This is a genomic window from Campylobacter sp., assembly GCF_017646085.1.
Classification (GTDB): domain Bacteria; phylum Campylobacterota; class Campylobacteria; order Campylobacterales; family Campylobacteraceae; genus Campylobacter.
Genome location: NZ_JAGCNF010000055.1, coordinates 15,777 through 37,009, shown reverse-complemented (window position 1 = coordinate 37,009; position 21,233 = coordinate 15,777). Strand labels below are relative to the sequence as shown.

Here is a 21,233-nt window from a genome sequence, read left to right as displayed (position 1 = left end):
TATCCAGCATCATAACGACTTTGGGCTATATCATAAACTTTTTGTTGGCTTGCTACTAAATTTACACTACTTTGAGCTTTAATAAGTGAATTTTTTCTACTATCAAGTGCAGTTCTAATCTCGCCAAAAGCATTTTTAACTGCCTTATCATAGGCTAAAAATGATGCGTTTTGTTCTAAATTTGCAATCTCGACGCTATTATATGTTCTTCCAAAATCAAGAAGTGGCCCAACAAGACTTCCGCCTACACTCCAAATGGATTTATTAGCGCTTATTAGATTATCTAAATCTGCACTTGAATATCCAAATATACCAGTAAGGGATATTTTTGGTAGCCACTGAGTTCTAGCTACGCCAACTAGATAGTTACTAGATTTTAGCCTCTCTAACGCACTTGCGACATCAGCCCTTTTTAATAATATATCTGAACTAATCCCGCTTGGAACTTGTGGTAAATTTGGCAATCTAGTTGCAGCATTTATATCAGAGTATAAAATTTCATCTAGACTTCCACCAACTAAAATAGCAAGGGCTGAATTTGCTTGTGAAATTTGCGTCTTAAGTCCGGCTAACTGAGCCTTTGCTCCATCAGCTGCAGCTACACTTTGCGCATATACTAGCTCATCTATCTCGCCATTAGCAAGCTGTGAGGCTCTATACTTCACACTTGCTAGATATGAGTCTAGAGTATCTTGCAAGATTTGTTCTTGTTCACGCAAAGAAGTTAACAAAAAATAACTATTTGCTACACTACTTGCTAAACTAATTCTAGCACTTTCATAATCGAATTTCGTAGCATTATATGCTGCCTCGCTCGCATTTGCAGTATTGCGAACTCTGCCCCACAAATCTACTTCATAGCTAAGAACTGAGCTAAGAGAGAATTTATTTATATTATTATGGCTAGTATCTGCTTTTCCTTCTTTAGTTGCTTCGCCTTGTAGTGAAATATTTGGTAAGAACTCCAATCTATCAAGCCTTAGAGCGATTCTAGATTTTTCTATATTATTTAATGCAATTAGCAAATCGCTATTATTTTGCAGAGCTTTTTGAATAAGTAAATTTAGCCTCTCATCGCCAAAACTCTCCCACCACTTTTCACTCACACTATAAACATCCATTTGATATCTATACTCTTGTTGTATTTCAATCATATCAGGGCGAAGAGAGCAGCCGCTAATCAGTGCTGCTATCAAAATTGCAAAAATCTTATTCATTCTCAACTCCAAATTTAGATTTTTTGCTATCTAACCACTCATTAAAACTCTCTAATATGTAAAAAAAGAGTGGAACAAAAAATATAGCAATTGTAGTAGCTGCTATCATACCACCAATTACCCCAGTTCCAAGTGCGTGGCGTGATGCAGCACCCGCACCAGTAGCAATCGCCATAGGTAAAACTCCTAAAGTAAATGCAAGTGAAGTCATAACAATTGGTCTAAATCTCATCTTTGAAGCGCTAATTGCGGCCTCTTTGATGCTTTTTCCTCCAAGATGTTCTTGCATAGCAAACTCAACAATCAAAATTGCATTCTTAGCTGCTAAACCTATTAAAAGAAGCAATCCAATCTCAAAATAAACATCATTGCTAAGCCCTCTTAAATATGTAAATGCTAGCGCCCCAAATACCGAAAATGGCACAGCTGTAACAACTGCTAGTGGCATTAGCCATCTCTCATACTGTGCTGCTAGAATCAAAAATACAAATATAAGTCCAAATATAAAGGCTTGAGTACCCTTGCCTGTGCTACTAACTTCTTGATATGCCGAACCCGCCCAGCCGATATTATACTCTTTACCAAGCTCTTCTTTAATAATTCTTTCAATCTCTTTAATAGAATCGCCTGAGGTGTATCCAGGTTTTGGCTCACCCATAATCTTAGCTGCTGGGAATCCATTAAATCTATCAACATTATCAGGTCCTAATCCCCTTGTAAGAGTTATAATAGAATCTAGTGGTACTAAATCACCACTTCTACTACGCACATACAGCAATCCTAAATCCTCAGGTGAATCTCTATAGCTCTCATAGGCTCTAATATTTACTTTATATGTCTTACCAAGGATATTAAAATCATTTACATAATACTGACCAATAGTTGAATTTATTGTATCAAATATATCATCAAACGAGATACCCATCATCTTGATCTTTTCCCTATCTAAAGTTAGATTGTATAGAGGGAAATTTGTATCTAGCGTAGTTCTAACTTGAGTTAAAACCGGGCTTTGATTTGCCTTGGCTACAACTCTTTGTACATCAGCTTCTATTTGATTGTAGCTCTTACCTGTGATATTTTGTGCATACAATTCAAAACCACCAGTCATAGATAATCCCATAATTGGAGGTGGAGTAGTCACAAAGGCTAATGAATTTCTATCAGCACCATATAGCATTCCCATAAACTGTCCTGCTATTGTCGCAGCGGCGTTCTCTTTGCCTGGACGCTCATCCCAAGGCTGAAGCGTGATAAACATCATACCAGCATTTTCTCTAAGCGATCCAGCCATCATATCATAACCAGTTAGCGTAGTAACGCTTTTTACATTTGGATTTTTTGATACTATACTCTCTATAAACGCAGCATCTTCAAGTGTTCTAGGTAGAGTTGATGCTGGTGGTAGGTTAATAATAGTTAAAACACTACCTTTATCCTCAGCTGGTACAAGTCCACTAGGAATAACCTTAAATAGTTCAATCATCATAAAAATAATAATTGCAACACTAATAAGACTAATAACTACATGGCGCAAAATTTTAGCTACACCAGCGGAGAAAATTCTAGTTGAAAAATCAAAAAATTCATTAAATTTACGAACAAACCAAAATGGCGGCTTCTCTTTTTTGCGTAAAATTATCGCACAAAGCGCAGGCGTAAGGGTAAGTGCTACTAACCCAGAAATACACACAGATGCAACTAGCGTAAGCGCAAACTGCTTTTGTATAACACCAACAAATCCTTCCATAAATGAAACAGGAATAAATACCGCTGAAAGAACTAGCACAATGGAAATAACAGGTGCCATAATCTCATCCATAGCTTTTGTTGTGGCTTCTTTAACGCTTAGATTTGGCTCTTCGTGAAGAATTCTCTCGACATTTTCTATAACTATAATAGCATCATCAACTACAATTCCAATTGCTAAAATAAGCGCAAAAAGCGTAATCAAATTTACTGAAAATCCCATTACATAAATTCCGGCAAATGCACCCAAAATAGATACTGGTACCGTAAGTAGCGGTATAAAAGTTGCCCTAAGATTTCCAAGGAACATATAAATAACAATTACAACTAAAATAATAGCTTCTATAAAAGTTTTAATCACTTCATCAATAGAAACTTGAACAAATTCAGTCGTATCATATGCTACTCTATAAGTCATATCACCTGGAAAGCTATCTTTTAACTCTTCAACTCTAGCTTGGACTGCTTGAGCAGTTTCTAAGGCATTGGCTCCACTTTGTAAAAATATAAGTACTGGTATCATACTACCACCATTAAAACGCCCAGAGAATGCATAACTCTGAGCTCCAAGCTCAACGCTAGCGACATCTTTTAATCTAATAATATTCCCATTCAAATCAGCTCTTACTATAATATCTTCAAATTCGCTAATTTGAGTTAATCTTCCTTCGGGCTTAATAGAATATACATATGGATTTCCAGTAGCCATTGGCTGTTCGCCTATTTTTCCGGCTGCATATTGTGAGTTTTGCTCCTTAATCGCATCAATTACTTCATTAACAGTCATATCATAATGCTTTAATAAATCAGGCTTTATCCATACTCTCATAGAGTACTCTTTATTACCAATTACCACAGCATCGCCTACGCCTTTAACGCGTTTTAGCTCATCAGCTACATTAATGCTTACATAGTTAGATAGCTCAGTATCATTCATCTTTTTACTTGGATCATAAAAAGCTAAAACTTCTAAGATATTACTACTTCTTTCATCTACTTTTACGCCGACTCTGCGAACCTCTTCTGGAAGTTTTGATAAAATTGGGCTTACCCTATTATTTACATTTACTGAAGCAGTTTGAGGATCTGTACCAATCTCAAAGAAAATATTCAAGCTCATTGTACCAGCTGAACTTGATGTGCTTTGCATATATATCATATCGTCAACGCCGTTTATAGCCTCTTCTAATGGAGCTGCGACTGCGCTTGCGATGGTTTGCGCATCTGCGCCACTATATGTAGCTTGTACCACAACTTGAGGCGGTGTAAGCTGTGGATACTCCTCTATAGCAGCATTTTTAAGCCCGATAAGACCGGCTAAAACTATGATAATAGATATTACGCAGGCAAAAACTGGACGATTTATAAAAAATTTAGAAAACATCTACTCACCTTTTGTTTCTACTATTTGAACTGGTGAGCCATCTTGAATCTTTTTAAAATTATCCAAAATTACTTTATCTCCGTCTTTTAATCCACTTGATACAACCACGCTAATAGCATCTTGAGAGACGATTTTAATAGATCTTTTTGATACTTTACCATTTTCTACTACATATACAAATGGATTTACTAAATCTTGCAATACGGCAATTTGTGGAATTTTAAATCCATTTTTTTGATAAAATCCATATACTTTTACAGCTGCGAATACACCTGGACGAATTTGAGTTTGGTTATTATCAAATTTGGCTTTTGCTTTTATGGTGCCGCTTTTTGGGTCTACTACGCTATCAAGGAAGCTTATAGTCCCATTATGTTCATTGCCATCAGCTAGCTTTATCTGCACAGTTGAATGTAGCTGTTTCCATTGGCCGCTTTTGCTTTTTTCATCGATATCAAGCTTATCACGATCTGATATTCCAAATTCAACAAATATCGGATTTAGTTTTGTAATGCGAACCAAATCGTTATCAGTAGCACTCACATATGAACCAACATCTTTTAGCGTATCACCAATAACTCCATCAAATGGCGCAGTTACTACAGAATAATCTAAATCAATTTTAGCATTATTTAAATTTGCCAAAGCTGAGCCATATGCGCTGCTAGCTGAGTCAAATTCTTTAGCTGATATTGCGTTTTTAGCTTTTAAATTTACTGCTCTATCATACTGAGCTTTAGCATTTTTAAAATTTGCTAATCTGTCATTATAGATTGCTCTATATTTTGACTCATCAATTTGATAAAGTTTATCACCTTGCTTAACCATACTTCCTGGAGTAAAAAACTGCTTCTCAATAGAGCCAGTTACCTGACCTTTTACTATCACATCCATCTCGCTTACGACCTGACCGTTAAATTCCAGATTGATAGGTATGTCGCCAACCTTTGCTACTGCCACGCTTACAGGGAGCGCTTGAGCAGATTGTGGTGCGCTACTTTTTTTACTATCACCACAACCTACTACTATCAAAGCAGCAAAACCAAGAGTTAAAAATTTGCCAAATTTTTTCATATTATTGCCTTTCAAATTTGCATATTTGAGCTGATTTAAATTCTCGTATTTTACAAAAATTTATTAAATAAAAAGGTAAATATTTGATAGTTTTAATAAAATTTATCACTATTTTATTATTTTTATAGAATCAAGGGGCTTTATGCCCCTTTTGTGTAGAATTATCTTGCATTTAAAGCTTTTTCTAGCTCAATTTGCTTAGGATATACAAAGATAGTTTTGCGATCAATATTAATTATCTCTTTAGCATCTTTAGCATATGCATTAACTGTAATATCTATTGGCGTATCTCGTCTTGTATCATCTACTAGCGTCTGTGTTGTGCTTAATACCACAATTACTTTTTTCTTGCCGCCAGCTTTTAATTTAATAGGCTCAAGCGGTCTATCTATTTTAATTCTTGTCTCATTGATATCAAAATAGTATGTATGCTCGACATTGTCGGTATTTTGGATTAAGAAAGTATATGCATTTTGTACTTTTAATATATCATTATCAAGCACTTTAATACTATAAAGCTGAGTAGCTCTATTTATATTTAATAGCATATGCTCTTTTTTAGTTGTCATTAGCCCTAGTGCAACCACAGCAATACACAATACAATCATATAGCCAATAGTTCTAAATCTAAAATATTTAACCTTGCTTCTAGTTTTAATAGCCTTAGCGCTAGTCCAGTTGATTAAGCTCTCTTTACCTAGCTTGCCCATTACTTCACTACACGCATCACTACACTCAAGACAGTTGATACACTCAAGCTGCATACCTTTTCTAATATCTATATGAGTTGGGCATACTCTTACACATGCCTCACAACCAATACACTCAGCACCTGGAGTAGTTGGCTTTTTACCCAGCTTTGTATGACCATCATATACTTTACCGCCACGATTTTCATCATATATAACCTGAATTGTATCATTATCAAACATAACGCTTTGAACCCTAGCATATGGACAGACATAAACACAAAAATTTTCAGCCAAAAACACCACATCAAAAACTAAAAATGTAGTAATACCTATTAAAATTCCAACTAAAAGCTTATGCTCGGCTGGATTAGCAAGATAGGTAAAAAAATCTTCAGGCGGTACAAAATACCACATAAAATTACTCGCAGCTACAAATGCTAAAGCCGCCCAGATAATTATAGAGATAGTTTTTTTAATGATATTTTCATCAAATTCTTTTTGTTTATCTTTTATATTTTTACGAATTTTAAGAATTTTAGTACAGATTAAATCTCTATAAATTACACGAAAAATTGTCTGCGGACAGGTCCAGCCGCACCAAACTCTACCACCTAAAGTAGTCATAAAAAATATGCTTAAAAACAAAATAATGAGCAAAAATGGCATTAAATATAACTCTTGCATATCAAATGAAGTAAAGAGTAAATGCAACTGCTTCTTATCAAAACTGAGTAAAAATAGATGATTGCCATCAATACGGATAAATGGGAGTGCTAAAGCAATCAAAGTAACAATAGCATACACGCTATAACGGCGTTTGGTGTAATGCGTCGGCTTGCAAGACATTTGTAATTCCTTGTGTTGATTTGCGTTTGATTATATAATTTCTTATTTTAAAATATGGTTAAATAAGATTATTTTATAATTATAAAATTGAAATTTAAGTTAAATTTCGATATAATCTTTTCTCAAAATTTTCAACGAAAGGTGGTGAGGATCGTGCCAGGAGTTAAGGTACATCCAAATGAGTCTTTTGATGAAGCATATAGACGCTTTAAAAAACAAACTGATCGTAACTTAGTAGTTACTGAAGTTCGTGCTAGACGCTTTTTTGAGCCTATGACTGAAATTCGTAAAAAACAAAAAATCTCAGCTCGCAAAAAAATGCTTAAAAGACTTTATATGCTTAGACGCTATGAGTCAAGACTCTAATACCATAAAGATCGCTTCGGCGGTCTTTTTTCTTTAAATACTTCATATAAATTTTAAATTTAATATATCTTTTATAATTAATGGCGGACAGAGAGGGATTTGAACCCCCGAAGGCTTTCACCTTACACGCGTTCCAGGCGTGCTCCTTCAACCGCTCGGACATCTGCCCATAAAACAATAAAAAATATAATATTGATTAAAAAAATAAATAAAACACCCGCTCAAAAGAGCGAGCGTCTTTACAAAAAGGAGGTTATTTGTTTAGGAACTTGAATTATATAATTAATTTTTTAATATATGATAAATATAAGCTTAAGTAAAACTATTAAGATAAAATTTGATATAATCAATTAAAAAAGGATAAAAATGTTAACTCATTTAAATGAAAAAAATTTGCCAACAATGGTTGATGTTGGTCATAAAGATGCTACTAAGCGTATTGCTATAGCTAGCGGGATTATTACAATGTCTAAAGAAGCCTACACAGCTATTAAAGAAAATACTGGTAAGAAAGGGCCTGTTTTACAAACTGCTGTAATCGCTGCTATTATGGGGGCTAAGCGCACTAGTGATCTAATACCAATGTGTCATCCACTTATGATAAATTCAGTTGATATAAATATAGAAGATATTGAAAATTTACCAGGATTTAAACTCATAGCCAAGGTAGCTACTCAAGGTAAAACCGGAGTAGAAATGGAAGCTTTAACATCTGTAAGTATCGGACTTCTTACCATATATGATATGATTAAAGCAATTGATAAATCAATGATAATTAGCGATATTGCCCTAGAGTCAAAAAGTGGCGGCAAAAGCGGTGAATATAGGAGAGAAAATGGCTCAAATTTGTGATCTAAATGGCAAAAAACCAGATATAATTTACCCTATATTTTGGGAGTATAAGGTGATTTTTGATAATCTTAGCGATGAAAATAGTATAATCAAAGAGTGCGTAGGAGAGAGAAACCATAAAATAACACCATCAAATACTAGTAAAAATGGCAAATTTAAAAGCTTTAATCTAAGTGTGCTAGTAAATAGCGATAGTGAGCGTTTAGAGCTATTTTCACTACTTAAAAAGCACTCTAAATTTGTATTATAACCTCTAGCCATTTGGCTAGGGGTTTTATTTTAACATCTCTTTAGCAACATTTGCTATATTTGCAGCACTAAATCCAAAATACTTAAACAATTCATCTGCTGGAGCAGAAGCACCAAATGAGCTCATTCCAAATACATTATTGGCAAATTTATACCACTCAAGTGCTGTTGCAGCCTCTACGGCTAAAACTTTTGTTTGAGGCGCAAATATACGCTTAATATAGCTAGACTCTTGCTCGCATAATAGGTCAAAACATGGTGCGGATACCACATTTACTCCAATATCACTATTTTCAAGTAAATTTGCCGCTTCAAGGCATAGCCCCACTTCGCTACCGCTAGCTACTAACGTAATTTGTGGATTTTTACTCTCTTTGATTAAATATGCGCCATTTGCTACGCTACCAAATTTTGCCTCATCTAAAGGATTTAATCCTTGTCTTGAACATACAAATGCACAAGGAGCATTTAAATTAAGTGCGACCTTCCAGCATTCCACATTCTCAGCACCATCAGCTGGTCGGAATGTATAGAAATTTGGCATTGCTCTAAAAGTGCTAAGCTGCTCAATTGGCTCATGAGTTGGACCATCTTCACCCACACCAATACTATCATGCGTCCATATAAAGTAGTGCTTAAGCCCCATAAGAGCTGCGAGCCTAGCGCCGGCCTTAAGATAATCACTAAATATGAAAAATGTCGCACTAAATGGAATAAAAATACCATATCTAGCATATGCATTGCAGATAGCTGCCATTGCATGTTCTCTAATGCCAAAATGCATATTTTTACCATTTGGATAATCGCCAAACCCTTTTAATTCAGTTTTATTGCTTGGCCCAAGATCAGCACTACCGCCTATAAATCCAGGTAGTGCTGCGGCAATAGCATTTAAAATCTTACCATTACTATCTCTTGTAGCCATCTTTTGACCTTTTAGGGCTGGAAATTCGATCTTGCTAAAATCAGGATTTAATAAAGAGTGTAAAAGTTCTTTTTTGTCATTATCTAACTGGCTTACAAGCTTATCCCAAGTAGCATTAGCCAAGTCACCTCTCTCAAGCGCAAGATTAAACCAAAACTTCACATCATCATCTATAAAAAAGCTTAAATTTGGATCAAAACCAGCTGTCTCTTTAGCTTTTGCTATTACTTCAGCACCAAGCGGAGCGCCGTGCGCATGATGGCTGCCTTCTAGCTCGCCAGCACCTTTGGCTATTTTAGTTTTAGCTATTATTAGATATGGTTTGGTTTTGTTTTTAGCCTCTTTTAGGGCAAATTCAATCTCATCATAACTATGCCCATCTATCTTAGCAACCTCAAACCCGGCTGCCTCAAATCTAACCTTCACATCCTCAGCCCAAGCTATATTAGTATCGCCCTCTATTGTAATCTCGTTGCTATCATAGATTATTACAAGATTATCAAGATTATGCTTACCAGCTAGTGCGCACGCCTCATAGCTAATCCCTTCTTGCAAATCACCATCTCCACATAAACAGTATACTTTATGATTGATAATATCACTACCTAGCAAATTTTGAGCTGATTTTGCTGCCATAGCAAAGCCAACTGCATTTGCCACACCCTGACCAAGTGGCCCAGTAGCAATCTCTACCCCTGGAGTCTCAATCTCTGGGTGGCCTGGCGTTTTAGAGTGAAGTTGGCGAAATGCTTTTAAATCATCTATGCTCACATCATACCCGCTAAGATGCAAAAAGCTATAAACCAAACTACTAGCATGACCACCACTAAAGACCAATCTATCACGATTTAACCAATTTGGATTTTTAGGATTATGGCTTAGATGAGTACTTAAAACTGTAACTATATCAGCAAGCCCCATTGGTGCACCTGGATGGCCCGAATTTGCCTTTTGCACCATATCAGCACATAAAAATCTTATTGTATCTGCTTGTTTTTTATACATTTTTATCCTTTTAGGTATTTGTTTATTAAGTTTGAAACTAGCTCTTTTACATCTTGGTTTTGGATTTGACCTATAATCTGCCGTTCTAGTTCGTCTCTGGCTTGTTTTGCTTTGTCGATTCCAAGTAAATTTGTAAATGAATTTTTAGAGCTATCGTTATTTGTAGGCTTGCCAGCTTTATCGCTACTACTCGTAGCATCGATTATATCATCGTGAATTTGAAATGCAAGACCTAGCTTTAAGCCAGCATCATATATATCATTAGACTCTTTATCGCTTGCACCAGCTACTATTGCACCAATTTGCATACTAGCAGCAATTAATGCGCCTGTTTTATGCAGATGCAAAAACTCAAGCTCATCTAAGCTCAATTTTTTATTTTCAAAATAACAATCAATTGCCTGACCAATTACCATTCCATCAAGGCCGCCATTTTTACTTAATACCTGTATGCATTTTATGGCAATGTGTGGCGGTAAATTTGAATTAGCTAACACTCCAAATGCTGCAGTATTTAATGCATCTCCAGCCAAAATCGCAGTAACCTCATCATATTTAACATGCAAGGTTGCCACGCCACGACGAAGACTAGAATTATCCATTGCTGGAAGATCATCATGGATTAGCGAATATGTATGCAAAAGCTCCACAGCTAAAGCCGCAGCATATGGATCACAAGACGGATTAATAGCCTTTGCAGTGCCTATAACTAATTGGGCACGAAAATGCTTCCCGCCAGCTTTTAAAACCCATGCAAGAGCCTCATTAAAATGCGGATGAAAACTCTCTACGCTAGGTAAATTTGATTCTAGATACTCTAGAAAGCTCATCTATTTACTCGCACAAAAAACTGAAAATCGTCTCTAGAAACTAAAATATATACTAATCCACTCTTATTTTTCATTAACTCATCTATTTTAGAAATGCTTTTAATTGCTACGCCATCAATTTGCATAATCTTATCACCAGCTTTTAGTCCTAGTTTTGCAGCTTTTGAATTAGCCTTAATGCTTGTAATAACTAATGATTTATTAAAGCTAGCACCAAATTCAGATGAAAATTTAGGCTTTGGCTGTGTTTTCTTAATTGCAGTTTTATTGCTCTCAGCTGCTTTTATATCTAAATTTTTAACTGTAATATTTGCCATTTTTACATCGTAGCTTAGTGGTTTTCCATCACGCTTTATCTCAAATTTAAGCACCGAACCCTTATCAGCAAATAGCACCATCTCATTTATTTCTCTTAAACTTTTTGGCGTTTTACCATTTACTGAGACGACTATATCAGAGCTTTTAAGCTCTTTGCCTGAACCAAATGGATTTACACTTTGAACCTTTATAGTAGCATTATCTTCGCTAAATTTAACTCCAATATCACCATAATACACATCATCATAGCGTAAAAAATGCTTTAAATATCTATTTGGAATAAATTTATCATCGCCTAGGCTAATTCCTACCATTGAAGCGCAATCGCATACTAGCATTCCAACCTTGCCTGTTTTAAAGCTAAGCTCATCAAATTGACCCAATTCACTACCAAAACTCTTAATATGCCCCATATTGGTAATATTTTCTTGTAGTGTCATCACCCACATATCTTGCTTGCTATCAAGCTCATCAAGCATAAATGCACCACGCAAAGAAAACCCTGGTCTAACCAAATATAGCCCTAAATATGGGTCAAATTTAATATAATCCTTTTTATTTAGCGGATTTGCCTTATCATAAACAACAGCAGCATATTCACCATTTAAAGAGATTGCCGTTTGATCTTTGTAGTTAAACTGCGACTCACGCATTTTATCATAAATCGCCGTTCTATCAGCGATTGTCGGCTCTGGGGCAGCGTGCAAAATCGCCCCAACCACTAAAATAGCGGCCAAAATCTTTCTCACCTTATACCTCCAAAACCACCAAGTAAAGATGCGGCTGCATTTTGCTTTTCATCATTAGCTAGTTTAATAGCATCATTCACAGCTGAAATTAGCAAAATTTGCAAGCTATCCTTATCTTCAAGCAAGGAATCATCTATGCAAATATCTAGAATTTCGGCCTTGCCATTAATCTTAACGCTAATTAATCCACCGCCTGATTTACTCTCAAACTCTTTTGCGGCAATCTGCGCCTCAAATTCGCTTGCTTTTTGCTGGGCTTGAGCCAACATTTCACCCATTTTTGAAAAATCAAAATCCTTAAACATATTCAACCTTTAAATTTTGGCGATTATAACAAATGAGCCATTAAATTTGGCTTTTTTAGCCATCTATTTTATTATTTGAATCTACATGAACAATAGTTGGTTTAAATTTTTTAGCCTTTTTTACACTCATTGTAGCATAGCTAACTATTATAATAATATCACCTATACAAACCTTTCTAGCAGCTGCTCCATTTAGGCAAATTTCACCCTCTTTTTCCCCTTTTATTACATAAGTTGCAAATCTCTCACCATTATTTACATCTAGTATTTCAACCTTTTGAAATTCGATTAAATTTGCAGCTTTCATCAGATTTTCATCAATTGTAATAGAACCTACATAGTTTAAATTTGCATCTGTTACCGTAGCTCTGTGAATTTTGCTAGCTAGCATCTGTATTTTCATTTTTATCCTTTATTGCTTAATATTTCTTTTACTATTTTTTGATCGCTAAATGGATACTTTATCCCATTTATCTCTTGATAATCCTCATCTCCTTTACCTAAAATGAGTAAAACTTCGCCATTTTGTATATCTATTGCCCTTTTAATGGCCTCTTTACGATCGGTAATTTTAATGGTATTTGGCGGCATTTTAGAAACGACTTGTTCTATTATTGAATTTGGATCTTCGCTACGAGGATTATCGCTTGTTACGATTGCAACCTTGGCATATTTTGCAACTATTTGCCCCATTATAGCTCGCTTGCTTTTATCTCTATCGCCACCAGCGCCAAAGACTACGATTAGCTCTCTTGCTTGCATAGAACTTAAAACTTTCTCTATACCATCTGGTGTATGTGCAAAATCTACAATAATATCAGGAGATACTATCTCCATTCTACCAGCTACTCCACTAAAGCTTTTTAGAGCATCACAAATAGATTGAAGATCTAAATTTAGCAATTTCTTGCTTGCAGCAATAACGCCAAGAGCATTATAAAGATTAAATTTGCCATGCAAATTTAGGCTTAAATTTGCTATTTCGCTCTTGCTTTGTATAGTTGCAATTATGCCATCTTTTAGCTCAAAATTACTAGCGATTATATTGCCGTTTTTTAATGAGTAGGTAAGCGCATTTAAAGCATTATAGCTAATATTTTTATCGTCGCAATTTATAATTTTATCGCTTGAATCTGATAAAAAGCTTGACTTTACTCTAGCGTACTCATCAAAGCTTTTATGAAAGTCTAAGTGGTCTTGACTTAAATTCGTAAAAATTTTTAAAGCAAATTCTAGCCCTTCAATACGATTTTGCGCTATAGCATGAGAGCTAACCTCCATTATAAAATATTTACAATCACATTCAACTGCTTCTTTTATATAGCTTAGAGTCTCTAGAATTTGACTAGTTGTCAACCCTTTTTTAGCAATCTGCCTACCATCTACAAATGATCCACATGTCCCGCTAATAGCACATTTATAGCCTAAATTTGAGAGGGTATGAGCGAGTAAAAACGCCGTTGTAGTCTTGCCATTTGTACCTGTAATTCCAATAATTTTTATACGCTCTTTAAGTCCTAAAATCTCTATAGCTTGTCGTGGGCTAATTAGTTTTGCTCCAGCATCTAGTGCATCATCTGCATATTTTGAATTTGAATTAGTAACTACAAAATAAGCCCCAGTCGCAACATCATTAGAATTATCAGTTAAAAATCCATCATTTAAGGCTATTTTCATCTTTATTCCTAATCTTTTCTAGCATAATTGCTAAGCGTTCATCTCCTGCAAACATCTTAGTTGAACCCTCTAAATACTTTAGTCCAATCTCTGTAAATCCATTATCTACAAGGAAATTTACCAGCTCAAAAAGCTCATCTTTATGCATAATTATGATTTTAGTTGAAAATAAAATACTCTCAAATAGACTTTTAAAATTATTTTCATTTAACAAATTTTTAAAATCAGCATAAGTAATAGCATTTTGGCTTTCAATCTCCATATTGCTCTCTTGGACTGAGCTTTGCATAATCTCAATCATCTCATTAAATATTTGCGTATTGTCATCTTGAGCTGGATCAAAGTATATCGCAAAGAGCGAGAAAGCATCATTTGGATTATCCTTTGCTATATCGCAAAACTCAATAAATGCAAGTAACTCATCGCTTGGCAATTTATTATACGCCATGCTAAGACTTATTTTAGCTAGCTCAAATTGACCTTGCTTAAATAATTTTATCGCAATTTCTTTGTAATTTTGCTCCATCTATTCCCCTGGATATAGCATAAATTTAAAAAATTTTGACTAATTATACACAAAATATAAAAAATTTAGATTAAATAGAGCCTATTTTTAGGCTCTATTAATAGAATTTATAAGTAGTTCTAAAGTTTGTGCTATAGATTTTATCATCGCTATTTATATCAGCCCCTAGGTTTAGATTTTAGTTGCATTAGTAGATGTTATAACCACACACCAAAAGAGATAATTCAAAATTTACCGTTTTTGCTGCTTAAGACCATTAGTTTGAAACATTGTAAGATTTTACATCTTTGATATATCAAATTCTTGACCAATTGGTATATTTACTACTGTTAGCTCTGGGTGAATATCATTGCGAATTTGTTTTTCAATCCCAAACTTAAGCGTCTGAGAGCTAGCTGCGCAACCATGGCAATGCCCAGTTAATTGCACATACACAACTCCATTTTTAATCCCTAAAAGCTCCATACCGCCACCATCACGCTCAAGCATAGGCATAACGACCTTAAGACTCTCCCAAACTGGCTCATAAAGCTCTTCATCACTAAATGGTATCATTTTTGACCTTTTATATTTTTGAGCAATTATATAGAAATATAAAAAATTTAGATTAAATAGAGCCTAAAAATAGGCTCTATTTATTAGAATTTATAAGTAGCTCCAAAGCTTGTGCTATATATTTTATCATCGCTATTTACATCAGCCCCTAGGTTTAAATTTATACTTAAATTTTTAGTTGCATTATATGCAATTCCAGTATCAAGTGCAAAATTTGTATATTTCTTATCATTACCTTTAATATTAAATCCAGCACTTGAACCTGCAAATGAACTTCTAGTAAGTCCTTCATCATTGATTAAATCTCTTTTGATTTTAGCATCTGCATAAATTGAAATTTCATCAAATCTTTTTACCATTTCAAGGCCTAGTTTAGCTTTTAAATTCTTAGCTGTATTGCTTTGTATCTTTTGAAAGTCTGCTCCGGTTTCATCTTTTAAAGTGTAGTTTTGAGTTTTAGAGTATAGATAATCTGCTCCAATATATGGCTTAATACTTGCATTATCATTAATAGCAAACCTATAACCATAATCCAATCCTAAAGTGATATACGCCAAGTTAAATTTAGATTGTAAAAACTTATTTACTCCAAAGATATTTTGGGTGTAACTTAAGTCATTTTTACCATAACCTCCAGCTATATTAAAGCCAAATTCATTATTATCTAAAAAATATCTAGAATAAAGTCCAAGCTCATAGATATCGCTATCAAGTGTAATATTTTTAGTTTTGGAATTTGTATATGAGAAGTAGCTGCCAATTAGCAAGTCATCTATCATTCTATCATAACCTAAGATTGCGCCGTAGATTTTTGGATTTGTGCCATCTTTAAAGTCGCCTTTAGCGCCTAGGGCATTTAGATAAAATGAGTTTTGATACTCGGCCATCTCATCAGCCATCATTGACAGAAGTACGCCATTGCTTGCATCAGCAAATTTTTGCCCCTCAAGAGACTCGATGAAACTTGCAAGTTGACTTGCATTTGAGCGAGTTGTAACATTTGAAATTCTTTTGCCTACTTCGTTTTTTGTAGCCAAGTTAAATGTATTTATCAAATTTGAAGTAGCGTTTATAGAGTCTTGTGAGTTCTTTTGAATAGCTTTGGCGGTTTTAGATATTATTTGAGCAGCTTCTTTATTTCCAGCTGCTGCTTGGGCGGCTAGCTTTATGCCCTCAGTTGCTATTGCGCCATTGCCCTTAGAATCACCTATGCCAAATAGTGATGAGATGATATCTAAATCTTGAGTAGTTAGATTTATACCTGATGTTTGAGTGGATTGAGCTATGAAATCAACCTTTTGAGTTAGTGGCTTCTCTTTTATTTCATCAGTCATTCCGATACTAAAAATTAGCCTTTTGCCATCTTTGCTTAAATTTAAAGAAGCATCAATTATATTTTGGTCATATTTTACTAAACCCTCTTCATTTGCATCTTGATTATTTGGGTCAAAATACATGGCATAGATATTTTCATCGGCTACTTTGTTTTCTATCGCACCTTTACTCTCTAAAAATACTGCCTGATTTAAATTTGATATATCGCCACTTGTTGCATAAATTCCAATCTCTGTAGTATCTCTTAAAGTTGTTTTGCCATCAACTGTGATTTTAGGAGCATTATTTGCACTCGCTCCATAATATATTACACCATGATTTTCAAAGTCTCCTTTGATATCAATTGCTGAACCATTATCTAATATAATTATACTTTTTTCAGCTTCATTTTTTATTGTAAATTTATCATTAAACAACACTTTAGAGCCATTTTGAACGACAAGAGCAGAGTCAGTAAAGTCGGCTACGCCGCCAACATTTAATGTGCTACTATTTTTAAGTAGCATAGCACTATCAATAAGAGTTAATTTATCTTTGAAATTTGCATTTGAGCTATTATTTAACTCTGTATCAGAATTATTAAAATTTACCTCACCTGCAACATTTAAATTTGATTTAGCAATCCTAATACCGCCATCATTTACAGCAAATTCGCCATTTATAAATTCTATGGTACCAGAATTTTTCACATCAAGTTTACCGCCAATATCGACCGTAGAATTATCAGAAACAACAAAAGAAATTTCATTAAAATCAACATCTGTACCTATGTTTAATTTTGAACCATTTAATATTTTAAATTTAGGATTTTCTCCTAGTGGATTTCCTTCGCCCTGGTATGCTCTAAACGCCTTAATTTCTGTATTAAATTTAGCAGTTGAATCATTTTCCAATACAAAAGAACCACTTCTAAATTCTCCACTAGTAGAAATGACGATCTTACTACTATTGATGTTAATATTGCTATCTATTAGGTGTAATTTATTGGCTGCTACATTTGAGCCGTTATAAATAGTCACATCTCCGGCATGTGGATTAAATGATCCGCTAATCTTCAAAGCGCTATTGTTATTCATAAATAATCCAGCGGTATTATGATTTAACAAATCTAACTGACCATTTATTTCTACAATAGAATCATTAATATAAAACTCAACATCTGCAAAATAGTCCATGCGACCAGCTATTTTTAAATTTGATTTATCTTTTACAGTAAGACTAGAAATATTATCTAAATCATTGCTTGATGAAAGTGTATCAAATGTTACATTGGATTTATTTTGAATCGTAAGAGAAGAATTTTTAATAAAAACATCATTATAATCAACATTTTGTTCAATAATAAAATTTTGATTATCTTTTAAATTTAAATCTCCAGCAACTAACTGTTGCCCCCCCCCCCAACAAGAATCGCACACACAAGTGCGGACAACTTAATCTTTGTCAAATTACGCTCCTTAAATTTAAAATAAAGCTTAGATTATATCATAAATTTGCTAGTTTTGATGATTAAATTGTAATATTTAAATCCACATCTCCAACAGCAATTATAACACTGATGAAGAAGTGAATTTATAAGAGATTAAAGCTATTGCTTGATTATTTTGATTCTACCATCTAGTTTTGGAGTAACTTTTGTTTTTAAAGTTAAAGCGTAATCCATAATCGATTGATTAAGCGGCATAGCCGTATCATATCGCTCAAGTTGCCCTAAAATATCGATAAATATTTGATTTGTAGCGATATAGCTATTTGTAGCTAGATAGTATAAACGATCTGGATCAACAGGGCTAGAGTTTATGCTTAAAGATACAAGCTTGCCTTTTTGAGATTTATCGTAGGCTACAGTATAGTTTAAAGATGATGAGACCTGCATAAATTCACCATTGCCTTGCTTCAAGCTAGCTATCTTTTCAAAAAGTTTTATTAAAGTTTTACCACTGATTTGTATAACATTAATACTATCTTGATGCGGTAAAGTTAATAAAATATCCTCTTTAGTTATATCTCCCTTAGGCAAACCACTGCGAATACTACCACCATTTATCATTGCAAAATCTACGCTAATATTACGCTCTTTAAGGTAGGAAACAATACTATCACAAATAAAATTGCCAATAGCTGTCTCTTGATATCTAGTCTCCTTGGCTTTTAGCTCAAACTCATCGCTAGTTTGAAATATTATATCTTTTAAGCTTGCATTTGCCTTTTGAATATATGGAGCAAGAATTTGCGATACGACTGGATCTGGAGCAAGATCTTGAGTAATAGCATGATCGCTCCACTTAAGATCTAAGAGTTTATTATTACTTATAGCAATTTTGGCTTTACCGACAAATTTACCTTGCTCATAGGCTGAGACGATAGCAGTTTTACCTACATAAAGTGGATTTTGAAATTTAGTATGAGAGTGGCCATCTATAATTAAATCGATTTGATCAACTGCTTTAGCTAAATCTATAGCAGTTAGATAGGTGGCAGATTCTTTTATTGTGCCTAGATGGGTTAAGGCGATGATGACATCAACTTTATGTGTATCTTTTAAAATCTTAACATATTTTTTAGCACTTTGTATCTCATCTTCAAATACTAAACTTGGATCTGCTAATGAGCTATTTTTAGTATAGGTTGTCGTAAGACCTAAAATACCAACTCTAAAACCATCATAATCTTTTATAATGTATGGATTTACTATTGGAGTTAGATTTTGATCTAGAATATTAGCAGATAGCCATTTAAATTTCGACTCTTTAATCTGATTTAATAGCTTTTGGTGGCCTCCATCAAATTCGTGATTTCCTAGCGTTACAGCATCATAGCCCATAGCATTATAGGCCTTGATATCTGGAACTGCATCAAACATATTAGAGATAACACCACCGATGTTGATATCGCCAGCATCAAGGATTAGTATATTTTTAGTAGTAGCTTTAATAGAATTTATATATGTCGCACGCTGAGCTAATCCGCCTTTGGAGTCAATAGGCAAAATAGTACCATGATGATCGTTGGTATGAAGGATAGTTAAATGATGGATTTTGTCATTTTTTGTTACGCTACAACCAGCAAATAAAATTATTAGAGCAGATATTATAAATATATTTTTCATATTAAATCTCATTTAATTTTTAAAATTTATGGTTTGTAAATTGAGAATACTTAATTAAGCAACTTGCTAGGATCTCTCCTAGCAAAAATTTTATTCAGATACTAGCTCGATATAAGCCATTTCTGCAGCATCGCCTTTTCTAACGCGTGTTTTAATAATTCTAGTGTAGCCACCGTTTCTATTTGCATATTTTGGTGCAATTTCAGTTACTAATTTATTAGTAGCTTCTTTGTCTTGTAAGTATGCAAATACAAATTTATGAGCGTTAAAATCGCCTTTTCTAGCTCTTGTAATTAATTTTTCTACGTAGCTTCTTAGCTCTTTTGCTTTTGGCAGTGTAGTTTCAATTCTACCAGCCTTTACGATTGCAATCGTAAGGTTTTTAAGCAAAGCAGCACGGTGAGAGCTAGTGCGGCCTAGTTTTCTATATCCGTGATTGTGTCTCATTATCTTTCCTTCGCTTTTATGATTTTAACTCAGCTATCTTTTTTCTGAGTGATTCTTTGCTATCGCCTAGCTTATTTTCGCTAAATGGATAGCCTATTTCAGCCATTACAGCTTTAATCTCATCAAGAGATTTTTTACCTAAATTTTTAAGCTCTTTTAACTCGCTCTCTTCCATCAAAGCAAGCTCACCAATAAATTTAATCTCAGCCTTATCTAAGCAGTTAAAACTTCTAGCTGATAGATTTAAATTTTCGATGCTCTCTAGTAATTTTGAGTGCTCACTAGAACCTTGAGATGATGTCATGGCCATATTTACATCTATACTTAAAATATTATTAAATATTGCCATTTGCTTATACATAGCCTCAATTGAGTTTTTAAACGCCTCTAAAGGTGATACCTGACCATCAGTAGTTATAGTTAAAACTATTTTTTCATAGTCTGGATTATCCTCAACTAGGACATTTTCAATCTCATAAACTGCATGTTTAACTGGTGTAAAAAACGCATCAAGAGCGATATAACCATTCTCTACATTCTCTCTGATCTCTTCACTAGGAACATAACCGATACCTTTTTCTATTACCAGTGTAAATTTAAGCTCAGCATCTTCATTGATTGTTGCTAAATATGCTTCAGGATTTACTATACTAACGATATCGTTACATAAATCAGCACCAGTTATCTCTTTTGGTCCTTTAAAGCTATACTCGATAACTTCGTGTTCTGAGTCGTTTTTTAGCTTAAAACGTATATTTTTGAGATTTATGATAAATAGTGTTACATCTTCTAGCATACCACGCATACTATCGAATTCGTGCGATACGCCCTCGATTTTAACAGCAGTTGGAGCAAATCCAACTGTACTTGTATAAAGTAGTCTGCGAAGCGGATGAGCTAGAGTAACTGCATAACCGGTTTCAAATGGATATGCTACTATTTTAGCTACATTTTCACTTACTGGGATAACCTCTATATCAGTAGGCATGTAAGCTGACGTTGTTATCTTTCTCATCATACTCT

19 protein-coding genes and 1 tRNA gene are annotated in these 21,233 nt (G+C 34.3%); 3 read left to right on the top strand and 17 right to left on the bottom strand.

What is annotated here, in order from left to right:
• The 4 genes from J6V67_RS02965 to ccoG form a co-directional block, all read right to left on the bottom strand.
• A partial coding sequence (locus tag J6V67_RS02965; RefSeq protein WP_291858519.1) for an efflux transporter outer membrane subunit occupies positions 1-1,217 on the bottom strand: 1,217 nt, incomplete at its 3' end.
• Entirely contained in the window at positions 1,210-4,350 is a 3,141-nt protein-coding gene (locus J6V67_RS02960) for an efflux RND transporter permease subunit (RefSeq protein WP_291858516.1), read from the bottom strand. The genes J6V67_RS02960 and J6V67_RS02965, both read right to left, overlap by 8 nt.
• The gene (locus J6V67_RS02955) at positions 4,351-5,424 is read right to left on the bottom strand and encodes an efflux RND transporter periplasmic adaptor subunit (protein ID WP_291858514.1); all 1,074 of its coding nucleotides are present in this window, start codon (positions 5,422-5,424) and stop codon (positions 4,351-4,353) included.
• 161 nt (positions 5,425-5,585) lie between these two features.
• The gene (gene ccoG, locus J6V67_RS02950) at positions 5,586-6,962 is read right to left on the bottom strand and encodes a cytochrome c oxidase accessory protein CcoG (RefSeq protein WP_291858511.1); all 1,377 of its coding nucleotides are present in this window, start codon (positions 6,960-6,962) and stop codon (positions 5,586-5,588) included.
• Between the two features lie 153 nt (positions 6,963-7,115).
• Here ccoG and rpsU point away from each other — a divergent pair, with 153 nt between their 5' ends.
• Complete coding sequence (gene rpsU, locus J6V67_RS02945) at positions 7,116-7,328, top strand: 30S ribosomal protein S21 (protein ID WP_002848116.1); 213 nt, start codon at positions 7,116-7,118, stop codon at positions 7,326-7,328.
• A gap of 81 nt (positions 7,329-7,409) precedes the next feature.
• Here the strand turns inward: rpsU and J6V67_RS02940 are convergent.
• Positions 7,410-7,497: transfer RNA gene (locus tag J6V67_RS02940), tRNA-Ser, on the bottom strand.
• A gap of 197 nt (positions 7,498-7,694) precedes the next feature.
• Between J6V67_RS02940 and moaC the strand changes: the two genes are divergently transcribed.
• Together moaC and J6V67_RS02930 are read left to right on the top strand one after the other, a co-directional pair.
• The gene (moaC, locus tag J6V67_RS02935; protein ID WP_291858508.1) at positions 7,695-8,180 is read left to right on the top strand and encodes a cyclic pyranopterin monophosphate synthase MoaC; all 486 of its coding nucleotides are present in this window, start codon (positions 7,695-7,697) and stop codon (positions 8,178-8,180) included.
• Positions 8,164-8,430: a DUF493 domain-containing protein gene (locus tag J6V67_RS02930; RefSeq protein WP_291858506.1), complete on the top strand. Its 267-nt coding sequence runs from the start codon at positions 8,164-8,166 to the stop codon at positions 8,428-8,430. The genes moaC and J6V67_RS02930 overlap by 17 nt, the downstream gene beginning before the upstream one ends.
• Before the next feature lie 24 nt (positions 8,431-8,454).
• Here J6V67_RS02930 and tkt read toward each other — a convergent pair whose 3' ends face one another.
• The 12 genes from tkt to J6V67_RS02870 form a co-directional block, all read right to left on the bottom strand.
• Complete coding sequence (gene tkt, locus J6V67_RS02925; RefSeq protein WP_291858503.1) at positions 8,455-10,359, bottom strand: transketolase; 1,905 nt, start codon at positions 10,357-10,359, stop codon at positions 8,455-8,457.
• A gap of 2 nt (positions 10,360-10,361) precedes the next feature.
• On the bottom strand, positions 10,362-11,189 hold the full coding sequence (locus J6V67_RS02920) for a polyprenyl synthetase family protein (protein WP_291858500.1): 828 nt from the start codon (positions 11,187-11,189) through the stop codon (positions 10,362-10,364).
• Positions 11,186-12,256, bottom strand: coding sequence for a PDZ domain-containing protein (locus tag J6V67_RS02915; RefSeq protein ID WP_291858497.1), 1,071 nt, complete (start codon positions 12,254-12,256; stop codon positions 11,186-11,188). The genes J6V67_RS02920 and J6V67_RS02915 overlap by 4 nt, the downstream gene beginning before the upstream one ends.
• Positions 12,253-12,561 (bottom strand): YbaB/EbfC family nucleoid-associated protein, encoded by a 309-nt coding sequence (locus tag J6V67_RS02910; RefSeq protein WP_086226570.1) that lies wholly within the window; start codon positions 12,559-12,561, stop codon positions 12,253-12,255. The genes J6V67_RS02915 and J6V67_RS02910 overlap by 4 nt, the downstream gene beginning before the upstream one ends.
• 55 nt (positions 12,562-12,616) lie before the next feature.
• Positions 12,617-12,964 carry an aspartate 1-decarboxylase gene (gene panD, locus J6V67_RS02905; protein WP_291858492.1) on the bottom strand — a complete coding sequence of 116 codons (348 nt, stop codon included), beginning with the start codon at positions 12,962-12,964 and terminating at the stop codon, positions 12,617-12,619.
• A gap of 2 nt (positions 12,965-12,966) precedes the next feature.
• Positions 12,967-14,238, bottom strand: coding sequence for a UDP-N-acetylmuramoyl-L-alanyl-D-glutamate--2,6-diaminopimelate ligase (locus J6V67_RS02900; RefSeq protein WP_291858490.1), 1,272 nt, complete (start codon positions 14,236-14,238; stop codon positions 12,967-12,969).
• Complete coding sequence (locus J6V67_RS02895; RefSeq protein WP_291858487.1) at positions 14,219-14,764, bottom strand: hypothetical protein; 546 nt, start codon at positions 14,762-14,764, stop codon at positions 14,219-14,221. Before J6V67_RS02895 ends, J6V67_RS02900 begins: the two co-directional genes overlap by 20 nt.
• A gap of 279 nt (positions 14,765-15,043) precedes the next feature.
• Positions 15,044-15,319 carry a NifU family protein gene (locus J6V67_RS02890; protein ID WP_291858484.1) on the bottom strand — a complete coding sequence of 92 codons (276 nt, stop codon included), beginning with the start codon at positions 15,317-15,319 and terminating at the stop codon, positions 15,044-15,046.
• Between the two features lie 83 nt (positions 15,320-15,402).
• Positions 15,403-18,072 (bottom strand): autotransporter outer membrane beta-barrel domain-containing protein, encoded by a 2,670-nt coding sequence (locus J6V67_RS02885; RefSeq protein WP_291858480.1) that lies wholly within the window; start codon positions 18,070-18,072, stop codon positions 15,403-15,405.
• Positions 18,073-18,242: 170 nt separating this feature from the next.
• Positions 18,243-19,763, bottom strand: coding sequence for a 5'-nucleotidase C-terminal domain-containing protein (locus J6V67_RS02880; protein ID WP_291858477.1), 1,521 nt, complete (start codon positions 19,761-19,763; stop codon positions 18,243-18,245).
• 90 nt (positions 19,764-19,853) lie between these two features.
• Positions 19,854-20,210: a 50S ribosomal protein L17 gene (rplQ, locus tag J6V67_RS02875; RefSeq protein WP_291858474.1), complete on the bottom strand. Its 357-nt coding sequence runs from the start codon at positions 20,208-20,210 to the stop codon at positions 19,854-19,856.
• A gap of 16 nt (positions 20,211-20,226) precedes the next feature.
• Positions 20,227-21,225, bottom strand: coding sequence for a DNA-directed RNA polymerase subunit alpha (locus J6V67_RS02870; protein WP_291858471.1), 999 nt, complete (start codon positions 21,223-21,225; stop codon positions 20,227-20,229).
• Positions 21,226-21,233 lie beyond the last annotated feature (8 nt).